Annotated in this window: 14 protein-coding genes; 7 read left to right on the forward strand and 7 right to left on the reverse strand. The window is 41.6% G+C overall.

Annotated features, from left to right (window positions below; translation table 11 throughout):
- Window positions 1-417: 417 nt before the first annotated feature.
- The 5 genes from ACIGBM_RS09505 to ACIGBM_RS09525 all read left to right on the forward strand — a co-directional run bounded on the left by ACIGBM_RS09505 (window position 418) and on the right by ACIGBM_RS09525 (window position 6,363).
- The gene (locus ACIGBM_RS09505) at window positions 418-2,058 is read left to right on the forward strand and encodes an ABC transporter substrate-binding protein (protein WP_397477586.1); all 1,641 of its coding nucleotides are present in this window, start codon (window positions 418-420) and stop codon (window positions 2,056-2,058) included.
- 195 nt (window positions 2,059-2,253) lie between these two features.
- Window positions 2,254-3,270 carry an ABC transporter permease gene (locus ACIGBM_RS09510; RefSeq protein WP_057761126.1) on the forward strand — a complete coding sequence of 339 codons (1,017 nt, stop codon included), beginning with the start codon at window positions 2,254-2,256 and terminating at the stop codon, window positions 3,268-3,270.
- 141 nt (window positions 3,271-3,411) lie between these two features.
- Window positions 3,412-4,326: an ABC transporter permease gene (locus tag ACIGBM_RS09515; protein WP_397477587.1), complete on the forward strand. Its 915-nt coding sequence runs from the start codon at window positions 3,412-3,414 to the stop codon at window positions 4,324-4,326.
- A 1-nt stretch (window position 4,327) separates the two neighbouring features.
- Window positions 4,328-5,389, forward strand: coding sequence for an ABC transporter ATP-binding protein (locus tag ACIGBM_RS09520; protein WP_397477588.1), 1,062 nt, complete (start codon window positions 4,328-4,330; stop codon window positions 5,387-5,389).
- A 2-nt stretch (window positions 5,390-5,391) separates the two neighbouring features.
- Window positions 5,392-6,363, forward strand: a complete 972-nt coding sequence (locus ACIGBM_RS09525; protein ID WP_238052083.1) for a peptide ABC transporter ATP-binding protein — start codon at window positions 5,392-5,394, stop codon at window positions 6,361-6,363.
- Between the two features lie 42 nt (window positions 6,364-6,405).
- Here the strand turns inward: ACIGBM_RS09525 and ACIGBM_RS09530 are convergent, their stop codons facing one another.
- From ACIGBM_RS09530 to serS, 5 genes are all read right to left on the reverse strand, one after another.
- Window positions 6,406-7,452 (reverse strand): NERD domain-containing protein, encoded by a 1,047-nt coding sequence (locus ACIGBM_RS09530; protein WP_397477589.1) that lies wholly within the window; start codon window positions 7,450-7,452, stop codon window positions 6,406-6,408.
- A gap of 325 nt (window positions 7,453-7,777) precedes the next feature.
- A complete protein-coding gene (locus ACIGBM_RS09535) occupies window positions 7,778-9,583 on the reverse strand; it encodes an AIPR family protein (RefSeq protein ID WP_397477590.1) in 1,806 nt (601 codons plus the stop codon).
- A 374-nt stretch (window positions 9,584-9,957) separates the two neighbouring features.
- Window positions 9,958-11,955: a transketolase gene (tkt, locus tag ACIGBM_RS09540; RefSeq protein WP_397477591.1), complete on the reverse strand. Its 1,998-nt coding sequence runs from the start codon at window positions 11,953-11,955 to the stop codon at window positions 9,958-9,960.
- 93 nt (window positions 11,956-12,048) lie between these two features.
- A complete protein-coding gene (locus tag ACIGBM_RS09545; protein ID WP_397477592.1) occupies window positions 12,049-12,429 on the reverse strand; it encodes a hypothetical protein in 381 nt (126 codons plus the stop codon).
- Window positions 12,430-12,442: 13 nt separating this feature from the next.
- The gene (gene serS, locus ACIGBM_RS09550) at window positions 12,443-13,729 is read right to left on the reverse strand and encodes a serine--tRNA ligase (RefSeq protein ID WP_397477593.1); all 1,287 of its coding nucleotides are present in this window, start codon (window positions 13,727-13,729) and stop codon (window positions 12,443-12,445) included.
- Window positions 13,730-14,226: 497 nt separating this feature from the next.
- Between serS and ACIGBM_RS09555 the strand changes: the two genes are divergently transcribed.
- Together ACIGBM_RS09555 and ACIGBM_RS09560 are read left to right on the forward strand one after the other, a co-directional pair.
- Window positions 14,227-14,886 carry a YcxB family protein gene (locus ACIGBM_RS09555; protein WP_296208352.1) on the forward strand — a complete coding sequence of 220 codons (660 nt, stop codon included), beginning with the start codon at window positions 14,227-14,229 and terminating at the stop codon, window positions 14,884-14,886.
- A gap of 266 nt (window positions 14,887-15,152) precedes the next feature.
- Window positions 15,153-15,638, forward strand: coding sequence for a Dps family protein (locus tag ACIGBM_RS09560; protein WP_296208355.1), 486 nt, complete (start codon window positions 15,153-15,155; stop codon window positions 15,636-15,638).
- A 118-nt stretch (window positions 15,639-15,756) separates the two neighbouring features.
- On the opposite strand, the gene ACIGBM_RS09565 is transcribed toward ACIGBM_RS09560, so the two are convergent.
- Together ACIGBM_RS09565 and hda are read right to left on the reverse strand one after the other, a co-directional pair.
- Window positions 15,757-16,461: a DUF2057 family protein gene (locus tag ACIGBM_RS09565; RefSeq protein WP_394124967.1), complete on the reverse strand. Its 705-nt coding sequence runs from the start codon at window positions 16,459-16,461 to the stop codon at window positions 15,757-15,759.
- Between the two features lie 102 nt (window positions 16,462-16,563).
- A complete protein-coding gene (gene hda / locus ACIGBM_RS09570) occupies window positions 16,564-17,367 on the reverse strand; it encodes a DnaA regulatory inactivator Hda (protein ID WP_102093670.1) in 804 nt (267 codons plus the stop codon).
- Window positions 17,368-17,468 lie beyond the last annotated feature (101 nt).

A 17,468-nucleotide genomic window follows, 5' to 3' on the forward strand; every position in this document is an offset into this window, starting at 1 on the left:
GACATAACTTTATTATTTCTAATTGTTTACACTTAGTAAAATTGTAACTGGATAGCAATTTAAAAGCGTGTCTCTTTGCTACTTAGATCGAATAAACATAAAGCCATAGAATCTAGTATTTAATATCTTATTGATACTAAATACGGTAAAACCGTGCATTTTTTATCAAAATTAGTCGATTTATTGCTTGCGTTACCACAGATTAAGAGAGTATATTCGAACGACTTGTTTATATTTTTAGTTTCTATCTATATAATTTAAAGTTATGACAACCTTAAATATGTTTTATTTTGTATATATAAAATACTGCATAGATAGATAATTTAGAGGTCACTAAACGCTTTCTCATCGTATTCATGATCGAGTACGAACATATGGATACATGAGTACCTACCTACCATTACATAGGATGTAATAATGCAAAAATCACTCTTCAAACTCACAATGTTGGCGACGTTTGTCTTAGGTATCAGCGCCTGTAGTGGAGACAACAAAACTACGGATGACTCTGCTGCTAGTTCAGATGCCAAAGCCGCCAAAACATTGTTATATTGCTCAGAAGGTAGCCCTGCTGGATTCGATCCAGCGCAATATACTTCAGGTACGGATTTTGATGCGAGTGCCTTCCCTATCTATAATGGCTTGGTAGAATTCAAAAGAGCGGAGACTGAGATTCAACCAGGACTTGCTGAAAGCTGGGATATTAGCGAAGACGGCAAGACTTATACCTTTAATCTACGCAAAGGGGTTAAATTCGGTACAACTGATTATTTTACTCCAACTCGCGATTTCAACGCGGATGACATTGTCTTTACGCTAGAACGTATCACTGACCCTGACTTTGAATTTAACAAAGCTTATCCTGCTGAATTCCCATATTCAGTCGGCATGGGACTACCTGATATTATCTCTAGTATCGAAAAGGTTGACGACTATACGGTAAAAATCACCCTTAGCGAAACCAATGCGCCGTTTTTACAGAACCTAGCGATGCCTTTTGCTTATATTGGTTCTGCTGAGTACGCAGATCAATTACTAGCCTCTGGCAATGCTGCTGATATCAATACTAAGCCCGTCGGTACTGGACCTTTTGTCTTTACTTCTTATCAAAAAGACGCGCAAATTCGTTATACCAAAAACCCAGACTATTGGAATAAAGACGACATTTATATCGACAACCTAGTGTTTGTCATCACTAAAGATTCGGCAGTTCGTGCACAGAAAGTGCAAGCTGGGGAATGTCACGTGTCAGCCTATCCAAAACCTGCTGAAATCGAATCTGTCAAAAAGTCAGGTAAAGCCACTGTTCTTGATCAGCCTGGCTTCAACGTCGGCTATGTCGGTTATAACGTAGAAAAACCTCAATTGAGCGATCTTAAAGTGCGTCAAGCATTAGATATGGCGATCAACAAAGACGCTATTATCAATGCGGTTTATCAGAGCGAAGGCCTCAAAGCGACCAACCCAATGCCGCCAACGCAGTGGGGCTATGACGAGTCACTTAAAGACGCGCCTTACGACGTTGAAAAAGCAAAAGCACTGATCAAAGAAGCTGGCGCGGATAACCTTTCTATCAATCTATGGTATATGCCAGTTCAGCGTCCGTACAACCCAAATGCCAAGCTAATGGCTGAAATGCTGCAAGCAGATTGGGCGAAGATTGGCGTCGATACCAAGCTTGTGACTTATGAGTGGGGCGAGTACCTAAAACGCGCTGCTAAAGGTGAGCCTGATGTCATTCTAGCAGGCTGGACTGGCGATAATGGTGATCCAGACAACTGGCTTGGTTCGTTATTGTCTTGTGACGCGGTCGGTGGTAACAACTACTCGCGCTGGTGTAATAAAGACTTCGATAATTTGGTGACCAATGCCCGTCAGATTAACAATCAAGATGAGCGTGTCAGTGAATATGAGCAAGCTCAGCAGATATTCAAAGAACAGCTTCCTTGGACAACAATGGCACACTCGGTAGTGACCGTATTCACCGCACCAAACGTGGTCGATTATAAAATCAGCCCACTTGGCTCAATACGCTTCGATGGTGTAAAAGTTGAATAACCTTGACTGATTAATTCCGTTACGACATTCGCGATTTATTCATTTTATTCATTCATATAAGTGCGGCTGGGTCAGATACTCTGCTCCAGCCGAATTTATATAAATGATATGAACAATATGAATTAAGCGCTTTGTCACGGATCTCTTCATCATCGCTAATACTCTAATCATTGAACCACAACTATTGAGCAGCCCATGCTACTTTATATTCTGCGTCGTATTGCCATTTTAATACCCGTCTATCTTGGCCTAACGCTATCGACTTTCACTCTGATTCGTCTCGTACCCGGAGATGCCGTCGAGATTATGATGGGCGAGCGTATGGTCGATCCCGAGCTACATGCTCGTGCCTTAGAAAGGCTAGGATTAGACAAACCGCTTGTTGCCCAGTATTGGGATTATTTGACTGGTATCTTAACGGGTGATTTCGGTCAGTCCTTTCGTACTCGTACGCCCGTATTACAAGACTTCTTTGCCCACTTTGTTCCGACTTTAGAGTTGGCATTATGCGCTATTGTCATCGCTAGTGTCATTGGTGTCAGCTTAGGCATCTTTGCTGCCTTGCGCCGTGGTACATGGATTGATTACACCCTCATGTCAGGCGCGTTGGCAGGATACTCTATGCCCATCTATTTATTGGGCCCCATCCTGACTGGTATCTTCGCTCATTATTTAGGTCTCCTGCCCGTCGCTGGGGTGATATCTGTCGCACAGTTTTTAGATGTGCAGCCACTGTATGGCTCATGGTTACTTGGCTCACTAAGCTCAGGAGAACCTGGCGCGTTTTGGAACGTGGTCAAACACTTTATATTGCCCTCTATTGCCTTGTCCACCATTCCGTTAGCGATGATTGCGCGAATGACACGCTCTGCGATGCTAGAGGTATTAGACGAGGATTACGTGCGTACAGCGCGAGCCAAAGGCCTATCTCCACGCCGAGTGATACTGGTCCACGTGATGCGTAATGCCCTGATTACTGTGGTTACAGTCGTTGGCTTGCAAATGGCGACATTACTCGCAGGCGCCATTATTACCGAGACTATCTTTAGTTGGCCAGGCGTTGGTAATTGGCTACTCGATGGGTTTTTCACTCGTGACTACCCTATTGTACAAAATGGTATTTTATTGGTCGCCACCGCTCTGATTTTGGTTAGTTTATTTATTGATATTTTGTATGGTCTGATCAATCCACGTATTCGCCATACTTCTTAATTTAACATTGATAAATACTCACATTATAAATAGTGATGATTAGCGCTTACATGGTTACAAAGGTTTTTGGCAAATTTCTAATGATTGTTAGAAAAAGAAGCCTAAACGAGTCCAATGCGCTAGCCACTATAGGAAATGCTCATGAAGCCTTCTGTTCTCCCCTCTGATGTCAATCTGATGGCAGCCACACCGCCGTCATCTTGGCAGCTATTTTTATCGACGTTCTGCCGAAACAAAGGCGCCGTGATTGGTTTTATCGTACTGGCATTAATGGTTCTAGTTGCCATACTCGCGCCTGCTATTGCCCCTCATGATCCTTATGAGTTGTTCACTGGTCAAGAGCAATTGCCGCCTGCTTTTTTAGATGGTGGCAATGGGATGTTTTGGCTAGGCACTGATGATGCAGGCCGAGATACATTATCTCGAGTGATGTATGGCGCGCGTTATTCATTGTTTATCGGTCTAAGTGCAACGACTTTGGCGATGTTGGTTGGTATTTCTTTAGGTCTAAGTGCAGCGTTTTGGCCAAAGGTCTGGGGCAAAGCGGTCATGTTGGTCAATGATATCTTGATGTCATATCCGAGCTTGCTATTAGCCATTATCATTGCCGCTATCTTAGGGCCATCTATGACCAATACGATTATTACAATCGCACTGGTCTGTACACCGCCATTTATTCGATTAACTCGTGCGACTGCAATGGTGGAGCTGCAACGTGAGTACTTTATCGCCTCACAAGTGATGGGTGCTGGCGTGCTTCGTTTATTGTTTATCACCATTTTGCCCAACTGTATGGCACCACTGATCGTACAGGCAACGATGATTTTCTCGTCTGCTATTTTAGAAGCAGGTGCGATTGGTTTCTTGGGCTTTGGTGTACAGCCACCAGATGCCGAATGGGGCGCGATGCTAGGTACGGCACGTCAATATATTCAAAGTAATGTTTGGCTAGCAATCTGGCCGGGTGTCGCTATTTTCTTGGCTGCATTATCGATTAACCTGACTGGTGATGGCTTACGCGATGCGCTAGATCCTAAATTAAAGCAGGTGACCTAAGATGACTGAACCATTAATTAATACGCCTATCACTCACACGTCTATGAATGGCGCATCGACAAAAGACTCACCATTGCTGCTAGATATTGAAAACCTGTCGGTTACTTTTGGACAAGGAGTGCGTGCCTTTCGCGCAGTGGATGATGTGTCATTAAAGATTACCCAAGGGGAGGTCATCGCTGTCGTGGGTGAATCTGGCTCAGGTAAATCAGTCACCATGATGGCGCTGATGGGTCTATTGCCACCTTCTGCAACAGTTCGCGCACAACGAGTGGTGTTTGATAATAAAGATATGCTCAGTATGTCAGCCAAAGAGAGACGCGGCATCATTGGCAAAGACATCTCTATGATTTTTCAGAATGCGATGTCTTGCCTAAATCCAAGCTTTACTGTTGAGATGCAGCTAGGTGAAGTGCTACGCAAGCACCTTGGTTTACGAGGCGCAGCAGTACAAACACGTATCTTAGAGCTGTTAGAGTTAGTCGAGATGCCCGATGCAAAGAATCGTCTCAAGGTCTATCCGCATCAACTATCAGGTGGTATGAGTCAACGGGTTATGATTGCGATGGCGATTGCTTGCGAGCCAAAACTACTGATCGCAGATGAACCAACCACCGCGCTCGATGTCACGGTACAAGCGCAGATCATGGATTTGCTGAGCCGATTGCAACGCGAAAAACAAATGGCGATGGTACTAATCACCCACGACTTGGGACTGGTCGCACAAAACTCGCGTGATGTCGCGGTCATGTATGCGGGACAAGTGGTGGAAACCAGTACCGTACCGGAGATTTTCCAAGATCCTGCTCACCCTTATACCGAGGCATTACTGCAAGCCATCCCAGAGCTCGCTATCGGTCAAGACCGTCTAAACAGCTTGCCCGGTGTCGTGCCAAGTCAATATGACAGGCCGGCTGGTTGTTTGCTGTCTCCCCGTTGCCCTTATAAAGAGCCTGCTTGCGAAGTACCGCCACCTATTTTAGATACGCCCAATGGCAAGGTGCGTTGTATTGATTCTAATATTACCTCTCGCCCCTCTCACGCTGCTACTTTGGAGTCATAAGTATGAGTAATAAAGTGGTCCTAAAAGCAGACAATCTACACAAGCACTACCCAGTATCACAAGGTCTGGGCAAAGCAAAGGCCTACGTAAAAGCGCTCAATGGCGTCTCATTCGAGCTTGAAGCTGGCAAGACATTGGCCGTAGTTGGTGAGTCAGGCTGCGGAAAATCTACCCTTGCCCGCCAGTTGACACTGATCGAATCGCCTACACATGGTGAGCTATTTATCAATGATGAAGGCACCACAGGCTATAGCAGAAAAGCGCTAAAAGAGTTGCGTACTGAAATTCAAATGGTCTTTCAAAATCCTTATGGTAGCTTGAACCCGCGTCATACCATTGGCTATCAATTGACAGAACCATTGGATATCCATACCAAACTGTCCAAAGAAGAAAAGCGCGACAAAATCAACGAGATGATGAGACATGTCGGTCTACGTCCAGAACACGCTGGTCGTTATCCGCATATGTTTTCGGGTGGACAGCGCCAACGTATTGCCCTCGCCCGCGCCATGATGCTCAACCCTAAAATCGTCGTCGCTGATGAACCGACTTCCGCACTCGATGTATCAATCCAAGCACAAGTCTTAAATCTATTTATGGATTTGCAGGATGAGTATCGTACTGCTTACGTCTTTATCTCGCACAATTTGTCGGTCGTGCGCCACGTCGCTGATGATGTGATGGTCATGTATTTGGGTCAAGCTGTTGAACACGGCCCCAAAGAAGCGATTTATAACGCGCCAAAACATCCGTATACCATCGCGTTACTGGCGGCTGCACCAACGGTTAATGGCCATAAAAATGATTTGACCCTACAAGGTGAGCTACCAAGTCCGCTTAATCCACCAAGTGGCTGCGCCCTACATAAACGCTGCCCCTATGCCAAACAGCAATGCAGCGAAGTAGAGCCACAACTGCGCGAATGGGACGGTCGATTGGTTGCTTGTTTACGCTTGGAAGAAATATATGGTTAAGGTGATTAAGGTTAAAATGATTAAGGTTAAGATGATTAACGATTAATCAATATTCACCACACCCCAACATTTAGGAAACTGGCTACAACCAAAAAAGGTCTGACCTTGATTTAGGCCTTTTTTTGCTACCCTCTTAATCATCTCACCGTTACACTTTGGACAGGTTGGTATTTGGACAAGATTAGCTGTATGGTCTATCACTTCATCTGTCGCAGAGGAACTCGCTGCTAGTTCAGGCTCCATAACTTCAAACGGCGTAAGATAAACCTGATCAGCAATATCGTGCGATGTAATTGTATGCTGAATGACTGCCTGCGGAGTATTTAGAGTATCAATTAGTAAATTGCTAGATTCAATTTCAGTCTGACCAGACCATCGATGCACTTCTCTACTTTTTAGAATAGCTCGTTTAGCGGTTTCTTTTACTATCGGCTCTGGTATAGGCTTATTAGCCACTTTAGCAATTGGTTTATCATTAGCGTTACCGCTAGGCTGCTTATTCGTATACTGGCTTGGATTGCTATGCTTGTCTTTTAGATAGGCTTTATGCTGCCGATTGGTGCGCCAAGACTTACTAAATCTATTGCTATTAATCTGCTCAACGATAGATGCAACCTCATCTTCAGTGAGTATCTTATCTTGCTTTTTCTTCACATACGAGACCATACCACTCGTCAATACATGCTCAGGTAACTCATCACGGGTTTTTAATTCGCACTCACCGATAAAGGCAATCATCGAATGGAAGTAGCTCAGCTCCAAGCCTAATAAATCTGCGAGCGTCTTAATGTGCAAGTAGTTTTGGCGCAATGGGTTTTGGAATTTGAATTTACTTCCATTTTGGAAAACTTGTGTCCACTGTCTTTGGTTCTCGCTACCATATATCCAGCCTTTATAGTTTTTGGTTTCAATCACAAAGATGCCGTATACGGAGACAATAATATGGTCGATTTGGGTGCTGCCGCCATTGGCTCGTGGCAAAGTAATACCGTTTAATCGGTGATAGACGTCTTTTTCAAGCTTAAGCCACATGGCGACGTTGATAACGGTTTCACCTAGGAAACCTTTAAAGCTAGATTTTAAGGACATTTTTACGTCTATTAATCCTAGTATAATTAGCTCATATATAAACCATACTTAATATAGCCAGTTTAATATTGAATCAATTTGTTGGTGGTAATATGTGACTGATTTGAAATTTTCTTGCTTGCGGCTATCACAGAGACTATGAAAAAATCAGCCTAATCACACTTCATCGGTTTTGAAGTAAATCTACTATAAACTACAAGATTAATAGAAATTTAAGTTACTATTCAATAGATAATTTTTACAAAAAACTTTATTTTAATACGTCGAGTAAATTTTAAAGCTCCGTATTTTATTAAGTGTTTTCAAAATACTTATATTCAGGAAATCACTTCGTTTGCGAGATGTTTTTAAGAAGTTCATTCTTAGTTATATCTCTAAATGCTTTTAATCTTACAAGCTGTGCATTTCTCTGTCTGCCATTTTCCTCTCTATGTATTTTTTTTGCATGCTCAAAAATGTTAGACGACTGCTTAAATAGAGCAATAGCAAAGTTTCTATCTTGTAATTCATTAATTGCAACTTCACATATTTTTTTTGTTTTTTCGGAATTCATATTACCAATATCTAGCTTTTCGAATAAAATTACTCTGGCTATCCAACAAATCCAATACCGTGATATGACATACCTACCATTAATCTTACTATCTTGTCTTAGCGAATAAAATAAATATAATAACAATGAAGACAAGAAATAAGGCTCATGAATATGATCGTCTTGAAACATTTTCTTACCATGCTCTTTTAATATTGATGTTGGATTATTACTCATTGCTAATTGAGGTTCACCCAAAACAATAGAAGTAAATGATCTTATCTGACCATGTAAATTAACTATTCTTGGTTTTTCTATTCGATCAAAACCATTACTAAATTCTTTTGATCGCCTTTCATAATAGAGTGTCTCAAAACAATCTTGAGAATAACGTTTGTAGAACTCTTGCAGTCGCTTATGAAACTTTTCGAGGGAGACAAATGCTTCATCTGGAACTGGAGTTTGTCGATTTGTAGACTTAATAAGGCTAGTAATCACATTATTATTTGTAGTATGCACAATTTTAATGGGGACATTTAGATTAGAGTCTACATCGAAATTACTTGCATGCTTATAAATTACATTACTTGTTTGGCAACCGTTTACTATATAATAATCACAGATTTCATATTCACTTGAACGTATGTTTTTAAATTCTTTGGCAACAATTGTTACCCCATTATTTAGTAAAAGAAATTGGTCAATTTTTTGCGGATCAAGTAACGTCTCAGATATTTCAGAATTAACAGAATTATCTTGTCCTTGAAAGTCTCTAACGTTTTCATAAAATATGTTTTTACGTATATTTCCATCTGAACCAGTTATCAACTTCAGAAACTCTACAACAGGTAAATACCCAATAAACGACTGTTCAACATTAACAATGCTCCCACACGATATATTTTTCTCGAAATTAATAGTAACATTATGTTTATTTTCGAGTTCGTTATAAGAATCAATTATATAGTCCGCATCAATAAGTCGAATATCAAAATCACTCATTTCCGGCACGTTATGACAAAGACTTTTCTTTTCTTGCGCTATTATTCCTGAAACACTTTCTTCACAAGTATTATTGCCTGTTATAGCAAAATATAGATCACATTTCGGTTTTCTATTAGAAAACAATCTTGCATTTTTTGGCTGAAAAAGTTCATCGACTAGTTCTTTACAATAGGAGAGTTCTTCAGAAAGAAGAATTGAAGGTTCACTTGAAAAGAAATTTTCTACTGCTGTAGTAAATTTTAAGAAATCACCAGAATCGAAAGATGAAGATCTTTTAGTTTGAATAAAAACAATACGAATGTCCATTCGCTTAGTTTTTTGATGCTGCTCAATATCAGCTATACTAGTTATCAAATTATCATTGATAAATAAAGCAAATGTATCAATACCGAAAGTACCTTTTTTATCTACATCGACACTATCGAATATGCATGAATCCGAAAAAACCTCAGGATCTATTTTAGATAGCACTACATAATTTACTAATTTTTCAAAAGATTTTGACTCTTTATCATCCTTAAATTCAAAATCATATTCAAATTCATCAAGAATACCAAGAATTATTCGATTTCCTATTACCTTATTATTCGTCATACTTCTATCCTTAATACTATTAAATTTTATTAGAAAATTACACTGAGGTATAAAATTAGTAAGTATATCTTAGATTCATATTTTTTATTTATCTAAGATATACTTACTAATTACTTGTATATATACTAAAGATATACCAACCTATAGAAATTGATACGCGACTACTAATTAACTACTTTAAATAAATTTATTTTATCAAATATCAAACGAAATGTAACTATTATACATTGACTTTAAATATTTTAATATTATTTATAATCTTAATACCTCTGACAAGACTGATTTAATTATAAAATAAAATGATTAATGTCTAAAAAAAAGAGCCACCAGATTTCTCCAGTAGCTCTTTTTAAACACAAACTAAGTCAGGTTAATTACACCAAACTATTTACCGCTTCAACCACAGCATCAGTCGTAATACCAAACTCTTTATACAAATCACTGGCAGGTGCAGATTCGCCATAAGTGGTCATACCGATGACTTTGCCATCTAGACCAACGAACTTATACCAGTAATCTACATGCGCGGCTTCAACTGCTACGCGAGCACGGATATTGGCAGGCAATACATTTTCACGATAGCTAGCATCTTGTTCCACGAAAATCTCAGCACATGGCATAGACACTACACGGACGCCAACACCATTTGCGCTCAATGTTTCGTACGCTTCCATCGCTAGGCCAACTTCTGAACCAGTGGCGATGATGATAGCTTGTAGCTCGCCTTGCTCTTTCGCCAGTACATAACCACCTTTAGTGATGTTTGCAACTTGCTCGCTGTCACGTGCTTGATGTGGCAAGCTTTGACGGCTAAAAATCAATGCTGATGGGTTGTTTTCTGATTTGATTGCTTCTACCCAAGCGCTGGCAGATTCAGTCGCATCACACGGACGCCACGTACGTAGGTTTGGCGTAGTACGTAGGCTAGTCAATTGCTCAACTGGCTGATGCGTCGGGCCATCTTCACCCAGACCGATAGAGTCATGAGTATAGACGTGGATGACGCGCTGCTTCATCAGTGCGCCCATGCGTACGGCGTTGCGTGCGTATTCCATAAACATCAGGAACGTCGCTACGTAAGGGATAAAGCCGCCATGCAATGCAATACCATTGGCAATCGCAGTCATACCAAACTCGCGTACGCCGTAATAGATATAGTTACCGTCAGCGTCTTTTTCGATGCCTTTAGCGCCTTTAAATAGCGTGAGGTTCGAGCCAGCTAAATCTGCTGAACCGCCTAGCAATTCTGGCAATAATGGCTGCAAGCTATTGATAGCGTTTTGACTCGCTTTACGACTAGCGACATCACCGCCCGCTTCTTGCGTTTGCTGAATATAGGATTGCGCTTGGCTAGCAAAGTCAGCAGGCAACTCGCCATTTAGACGGCGTGATAGTTCTGCTGCAAGCTCTGGATAGGCTTTTTTGTACGCTTCAAAGCCTGCATCCCAGTTCTTTTGCTGTACGTCGCCTTTGGCTTTAGCATCCCACGCTTCATAGATTTCGTCGTCTAATTCAAACGGTGCATGTTTCCAAGACAGCGCATCGCGGGTTAAGGCGATTTCATCATCACCAAGTGGCGCGCCATGACTTGCCGCAAGACCTTGTTTGTTCGGGCTACCAGCACCGATGGTGGTTTTACAAATGATCAAGCTTGGCTTAGTAGTCTCTGCAATCGCTTGCTCAGTTGCTTGCGTGATGGCATCAGTATCATGTCCGTCGACTTTGATCACTTGCCAGCCATACGACTCAAAGCGCGCTTCGGTATCGTCAGTGAACCAGCCTTCGACATTACCATCGATTGAGATACCATTGTCATCATAAAAGAATACCAGTTTGCCAAGACCCAACGTGCCAGCGAGCGAGCACACTTCATGACTGATACCTTCCATCAAGCAGCCATCGCCTAAGAATGCATAGGTATGGTGATCAACGACGTTATGACCGTCGCGGTTGAATTGAGCAGCGAGCGTTTTTTCTGCAATCGCAAAACCAACAGCATTGGCAATACCTTGTCCTAGTGGACCCGTCGTCGTCTCGACACCAGGCGTATAACCAAGTTCAGGATGGCCTGGGGTTTTTGAATGCAGCTGACGGAAACCTTTAAGATCATCAACGCTGACGTCATAGCCTGATAAGTGTAGCAGTGAATAAATAAGCATCGAGCCGTGACCGTTTGACAGTACAAAGCGATCACGGTTGTGCCAATTAGGATCTGCTGGATTGTGCTTCAAAAATTTGCGCCACAAAACTTCGGCAATATCAGCCATACCCATTGGCGCACCCGGATGTCCAGAGTTGGCTTTTTGAACCGCGTCAAACGACAGTACACGGATGGCATTGGCTAGTTTACGTTCGTTAATTGGGGTGGGCATAGCGTGTCCTAATATTAAAGGAAAATTTATTTGAATGAAAAAGGTTATTGAACTGAATTTGCTTAGATATCTAAATAGGTGGCTCATTATAAACTAAGTAGCAACAATTTTCCCTGTTACTCCTAGTCCATGACTTGATCGGGTCACATAATAAAAAATCAATTGATCGTTAACGACTTCAATATAATGTTTCTCAAATTCTTGATAGCAAACATACTGAAGCCATCTCTCCTCTAAATAATCTGCGATTTGCTGATAGGTTATATTATTTGCAAATTTACAATACAACGTAAGCATGCAGTTCGCGTCATCATGACGTTCCTGATAAATAAAATCACAGCCAACATTGTTTTCCTTACAACAGAAAAATATATTGGCATCCATTTCAAAGCCTAACAAGCTGTCGCCACTACTTTGACCATAGATGAGATATTGTGAGTAATTCAATTTATCAACTATAGACAAAGTATTCATAACGTCATTACCCTCAAATTTCAATACGCTCAGCACCGCCCATAAACGGACGCAATACTTCTGGAATCGTAATGCTACCATCCGCATTTTGATGATTTTCCATCACTGCTAGTAGCGTACGACCAACCGCCAAACCTGAACCATTTAAGGTATGCGCGAGGCTGGTTTGCTTGCCATCTTTGACACGCGTACCCATACGGCGCGCTTGGAAATCACCACAGTTAGAGCAGCTAGAGATTTCACGATAGGTATCTTGGCTTGGTAGCCATACTTCGATGTCATAGGTTTTTTGTGCGGCAAACCCCATATCGCCCGTACATAGCTGTACAGTACGGTATGGCAACTCAAGCTGCTGCAAAATATATTCGGCCTGCCCTGTCATCGCTTCTAATAGGTCATCAGACTGATCGCTAGTACCGACATTGACCATTTCAACTTTTTCAAACTGATGCTGACGAATCAAGCCGCGAGTATCACGCCCGTGTGAGCCCGCTTCACTGCGGAAACATGGCGTATGCGCGGTGAATTTTAGCGGTAGCTCTTTGATATCCAAACGCTCGCCGCGTACCAAGTTGGTCATTGGTACTTCAGCCGTTGGGATCAAATAAAAATCCATCTCATCGTTGTTCGTGTGATTGCTTAGCTTAAACAAATCATCTTCAAACTTAGGCAACTGACCCGTACCTTTTAAGCTATCGCTATTAACGATATAAGGCACATAGGTCTCAAGATAGCCGTACTTCATCGTGTGCGTGTTCAACATAAATTGAATTAGTGCACGATGCAATTGCGCCAATTGTCCTTTAAGCACGTTAAAACGGCTACCAGTCAACTTAGTCGCTGCCTCAAAGTCCAGCATACCAAGCGTCTCACCGATATGCGTATGATCTTGAATTTCAAAATCAAACGTACGCGGCGTGCCCCATTTGCGCACTTCTACGTTATCATCTTCTGACGTACCGACTGGTACATCCGCCGCCGGAATATTCGGAATTTGCAAAGCCGCTTGAGTGATACGCTCTTGTAGCGTACGTAGCTCGTCTTCCGCAGCTTTAATCTCACCGCTAACGCTTTGCATCTCAGCCAATAGCTCACTGGCATCTTCGCCTGATTTTTTTAGGGCACCTACTTGCTTAGCACCAGCATTACGGCGCGATTGCAACTCTTCAGTTTTGACTTGTAGAGACTTACGCTCGTTTTCAATCGTCTGCCAGAACTCCATATCAAGCTCATAACCACGGGTGGCTAGCTGCTGCTGTAGGTCGCTTAAATCGCCGCGTAAGAGTTTCGGATCAATCATAGTAGTTGCCTGTAACACTAAAGGTGAGTAAAAGGTTTAAAAGTATTATTAATAGAGTAATTGCCTAGCGTATCGCTATCACGGTCTTTGTGATAACTGGCTATGACGTTATGTTTAAATCAACATATCTGGTAGACGCTATAATACCAAGACACGGCAGATTTGACCATGTTTTGGATATCTTTGGCTACTTTTCCCTGTTTTTAACTGACGTTCACTAGCTTTTGTTCATTATGCTAATCGCTTATAGCAAATTATTCTGTTTTTAATTTCTCACTTTTACTTTCGTCTAGTCTGAATAAGCTGAGTATAGAGCGTGAACTACGTCATTAATATGACATCTATCCGTGAACAGTCTTGCTTATATGTTTCATTTAGGAGTACTTTTCGGTAAGATAAGCGCATACCTTTATTCACTTCTAGCCAAGTACAGCATCGCTGCTTCGCTTTGGCAGTTTTAATCCAACGCTTTTAATATAAGTATTTGAGAAACCTTTATGGCCCTGTACCCCTACACGCTCCAACCTGTCGCCTTAAACCTAACTGAGGCTGAATTTCACCAAGCACAGTATGAACTGTTTGCCAGTGCCAGCCCGTCTTTTGGTTTATCAAGCTTTAAGACCAAAGAGTGGATCATCATGGCCGTGGTTGTGGTACTCGCTATTGCAGGACTTATCTTTGTCACAGGCTATTCAACCATTATATTTTGGTTAATGCTGGTTGGTGTGGTGATTTATCTATTGGCACGTACTTTAGGTTTTAAATGGTACGTAAAAAGAGAGTTTGACAAACAAGTGGCTGACCAAGAGATGCCAGATGAAATGCGCCAGATGAAGTTAGGTGTGCAAAAGCATGGTCTAGTCATGGCGATGCCAAGCAACCAGCCTGATATGATGAAAAACTCGCAAATGCGCGGTATGCAGATGCGTGCAGGCGCTACTCAACAAGCGGTTATTCCTTGGACCTCTATCAAGAGCTGGGACGAGACTGACGACTATATCTTTATGATGTTTGAGCTAAAAGGTCAACAAGGTAGCCAAATCGTACCGAAACGCTTGCAAGCACAGAAGTTTCCTATCGATACGATACGTCAACACTTACAAGAAGTGGTTCCTATGAAAGGCTTAAACCCTGAAAACTTGCAGCCACCAGCGTAAATGTAATGGGGTTTCTCTATCGTTTAGAAAAATAGTAGAGAGACTTGATTTAAGTTTTATAAAACCAATCGTAAAATTGTATTTATTAAATTTAACTTATTAATAATAGTTTGCTATTATTATAAGCATCAAAGGAAGAGATAGAGTCTATATTGATAGATACAGATGAAAACTAAAGTATTTTTCGCTGTATTTCAATTCATTAGAGCCTTTATTCTTCTTTATTTATTATCATATAACTACACTCACACTATAAGGACAATACTATGAGTAATTCTAATAATGCTACTAACCAGATCGGTCTAGAAAAAGCAGACATGAGCGAAGTCATCGCCCAATTAAACAATCTACTATCGACGTATCACGTGTTTTATCTAAACGTACGTGGCTATCACTGGAATGTAAAAGGTGAGCATTTCTTTACTTTGCATCCACAATTTGAAGAACTGTATACGTCACTACAACTCCAAATTGATGAAATTGCTGAGCGTATCTTAACCTTGGGTGGTACACCACTTCACGCTTACAGCGATTTTACGCAGCATACTAGTATCAGTGAAGATAAAAACGTTAAAGATGGTACAAGCTGTGTCAAAGGTGTGGTCACTGGCTTACAAGCGTTAATTGCAGAGCAGCGCCAAGTATCAGCCCTAGCAGAAGAGAGCGAAGACCAAGGTTCAGCTGACCTAGTTGATGCTTATGTACAAGAGCAAGAAAAACTGGTATGGATGTACAACGCGTTTTTGGGTTAATAGTCGTTAGATTTTACTAGGCTAAATTTTAATAAGCCTAATGATCATCAAATTCTAAAAAATAAAAAAGCACCTAATTAGGTGCTTTTTTATTGTCTATCTTTTAGAGAAGGCTGTTTTATTTTTGGATCCATTGACGCATTTTTTCACGTTCAGCAGGTGTGGCCTGTAGCCATACTTGCATAAACGTATCTAGTGTACTAGTAGAAGTGCTTACGCTAGTAGCTTGCTTAACAGTGGTCGTACTAGTATTGACGTTGCTAGTAGTATTTACTGCTGGTTGATCTAAAGAGGCAATAGCACGTTGATTCTGTAGCTCTGCATCACCTGCACCGCCGAATACGCCGCCTAGCGCTTTACCAAGGCCTGAAAATAGACCACCTTGGTTACCGGCCATACTTTGCTGGCTAGCAATGACAGTATTGTTCTGTTGCACAGCGAGTGTTGGCTGCTTGGCATATTCTCTAGCAGCTTCATAATCTTCTGGTTGATTAGGCATAGTCAAACGATACGTTTGATTGTCGGCCAATTGTGCCGTCACACTGACATTACCTGAACGCAAATAATCATGCTCATCACGACGCAAGTTATATAAACGGTCATACTTAGCAGTAATAGCATGTTGTCCAGGCTGTAACGTAAAAGTTTTTTGTAGCGGCTGAAAAGCGCTCTGCTGAATTTCCTGCCCATTAATAGCAGTTACTTTTATATGGTCATCAACCTGTAGAGTAACCGCTGCCTGTGACAACATAGAGACCGAGGCAGCCCCTGCCAACAACGTACCTATCGTTAATTTTTTTAGCAAAGAAGCATTCGATTTCATAAGTTATTCCATTAATAGTAAAAGCGAGTTGGACAAAATATTTGTATTCTTACGGTTATTCATTTTTTGCTGCTAAAAGTCTTACTGCTAAAAGTCTTACTGCTAAAAATCAAGTGGCATCGTATGTTGGTCTTGATCAGGCGTGTCGTTATCCACTTGCGTCTCTTGAGCGATATCCGCCAGCTCCGCGGCTAGCGTCTGCTCATCGATGGTACGCAGAGCATCACTTATGACTGCTTTTGAGATATTACTGCGACCAAGGTTAGAAAACATTGGTTGAATATAATTAAGTACTTCCATCATCGCACCGATACGATGCGGTCCATCAGTTAGTAAGTGATCAATAATTCGATCGTCAAACTGCCATCCGCGCCGACGCAAAATAGACTGTAATAATGCTTGTCTGTCTGCCAAATCATGACCAGTAGGCACTTTAAAGGTCGGTGCCTGTGCCAGACGCGTCATTAAATCTCTTAACTGGAATGGTAAGTCGTCGGCTGGTTTATTAGCGGCAAACAATAACTGGCGTTGCCCTTCTCGGCTACGATTGATCAGGTGAAATAAAGCTTCTTGCCACTGGCTGCTCTGCTCAAGCACTTCCAAATCATCAATGGCGATAAGATCAAAGTTTTCTAACGATGATAGTACGTGAACATCTGTATGAATCAACTCATTAAGGGACAAACAGATAGCCGATTTATCCATTTCGATAAATGACTCGCAAATAGCAGACAGCAAATGGGACTTACCTGTAGCAGGGCTACCAAACAGATATAGTTGACCGATCAGGCCGACATGTAACTGCCGTACTGCATCAATAATCGACATCCAACCGGGACCGGCAAAGTCGCTGAGACTTGCATCATGCTTAATGTCCAGATTGAGACTTAGCTGTGCTTCTGCCATGAATCATCAACTCGTGTTGCGTAGTGCAATGAAAAAATATAATAAAAAAGATAGGTTGCTTTGAGCTGTATTCATTACTATTAATACTAGTCGATACAGCT

Origin of the sequence: Psychrobacter sp. NPDC077938 (assembly GCF_044542635.1) — a bacterium.
Taxonomy (GTDB): Bacteria; Pseudomonadota; Gammaproteobacteria; order Pseudomonadales; family Moraxellaceae; genus Psychrobacter.

What these genes read in the sequence shown, in the direction of transcription:
- ACIGBM_RS09505 (WP_397477586.1), top strand. Translation starts at nt 418, where the DNA reads ATGCAAAAATCACTCTTCAAACTCACAATGTTGGCGACGTTTGTCTTA.
- ACIGBM_RS09510 (WP_057761126.1), top strand. Translation starts at nt 2,254, where the DNA reads ATGCTACTTTATATTCTGCGTCGTATTGCCATTTTAATACCCGTCTAT.
- ACIGBM_RS09515 (WP_397477587.1), top strand. Translation starts at nt 3,412, where the DNA reads ATGAAGCCTTCTGTTCTCCCCTCTGATGTCAATCTGATGGCAGCCACA.
- ACIGBM_RS09520 (WP_397477588.1), top strand. Translation starts at nt 4,328, where the DNA reads ATGACTGAACCATTAATTAATACGCCTATCACTCACACGTCTATGAAT.
- ACIGBM_RS09525 (WP_238052083.1), top strand. Translation starts at nt 5,392, where the DNA reads ATGAGTAATAAAGTGGTCCTAAAAGCAGACAATCTACACAAGCACTAC.
- ACIGBM_RS09530 (WP_397477589.1), bottom strand. Translation starts at nt 7,452, where the DNA reads ATGTCCTTAAAATCTAGCTTTAAAGGTTTCCTAGGTGAAACCGTTATC.
- ACIGBM_RS09535 (WP_397477590.1), bottom strand. Translation starts at nt 9,583, where the DNA reads ATGACGAATAATAAGGTAATAGGAAATCGAATAATTCTTGGTATTCTT.
- tkt (WP_397477591.1), bottom strand. Translation starts at nt 11,955, where the DNA reads ATGCCCACCCCAATTAACGAACGTAAACTAGCCAATGCCATCCGTGTA.
- ACIGBM_RS09545 (WP_397477592.1), bottom strand. Translation starts at nt 12,429, where the DNA reads ATGAATACTTTGTCTATAGTTGATAAATTGAATTACTCACAATATCTC.
- serS (WP_397477593.1), bottom strand. Translation starts at nt 13,729, where the DNA reads ATGATTGATCCGAAACTCTTACGCGGCGATTTAAGCGACCTACAGCAG.
- ACIGBM_RS09555 (WP_296208352.1), top strand. Translation starts at nt 14,227, where the DNA reads ATGGCCCTGTACCCCTACACGCTCCAACCTGTCGCCTTAAACCTAACT.
- ACIGBM_RS09560 (WP_296208355.1), top strand. Translation starts at nt 15,153, where the DNA reads ATGAGTAATTCTAATAATGCTACTAACCAGATCGGTCTAGAAAAAGCA.
- ACIGBM_RS09565 (WP_394124967.1), bottom strand. Translation starts at nt 16,461, where the DNA reads ATGAAATCGAATGCTTCTTTGCTAAAAAAATTAACGATAGGTACGTTG.
- hda (WP_102093670.1), bottom strand. Translation starts at nt 17,367, where the DNA reads ATGGCAGAAGCACAGCTAAGTCTCAATCTGGACATTAAGCATGATGCA.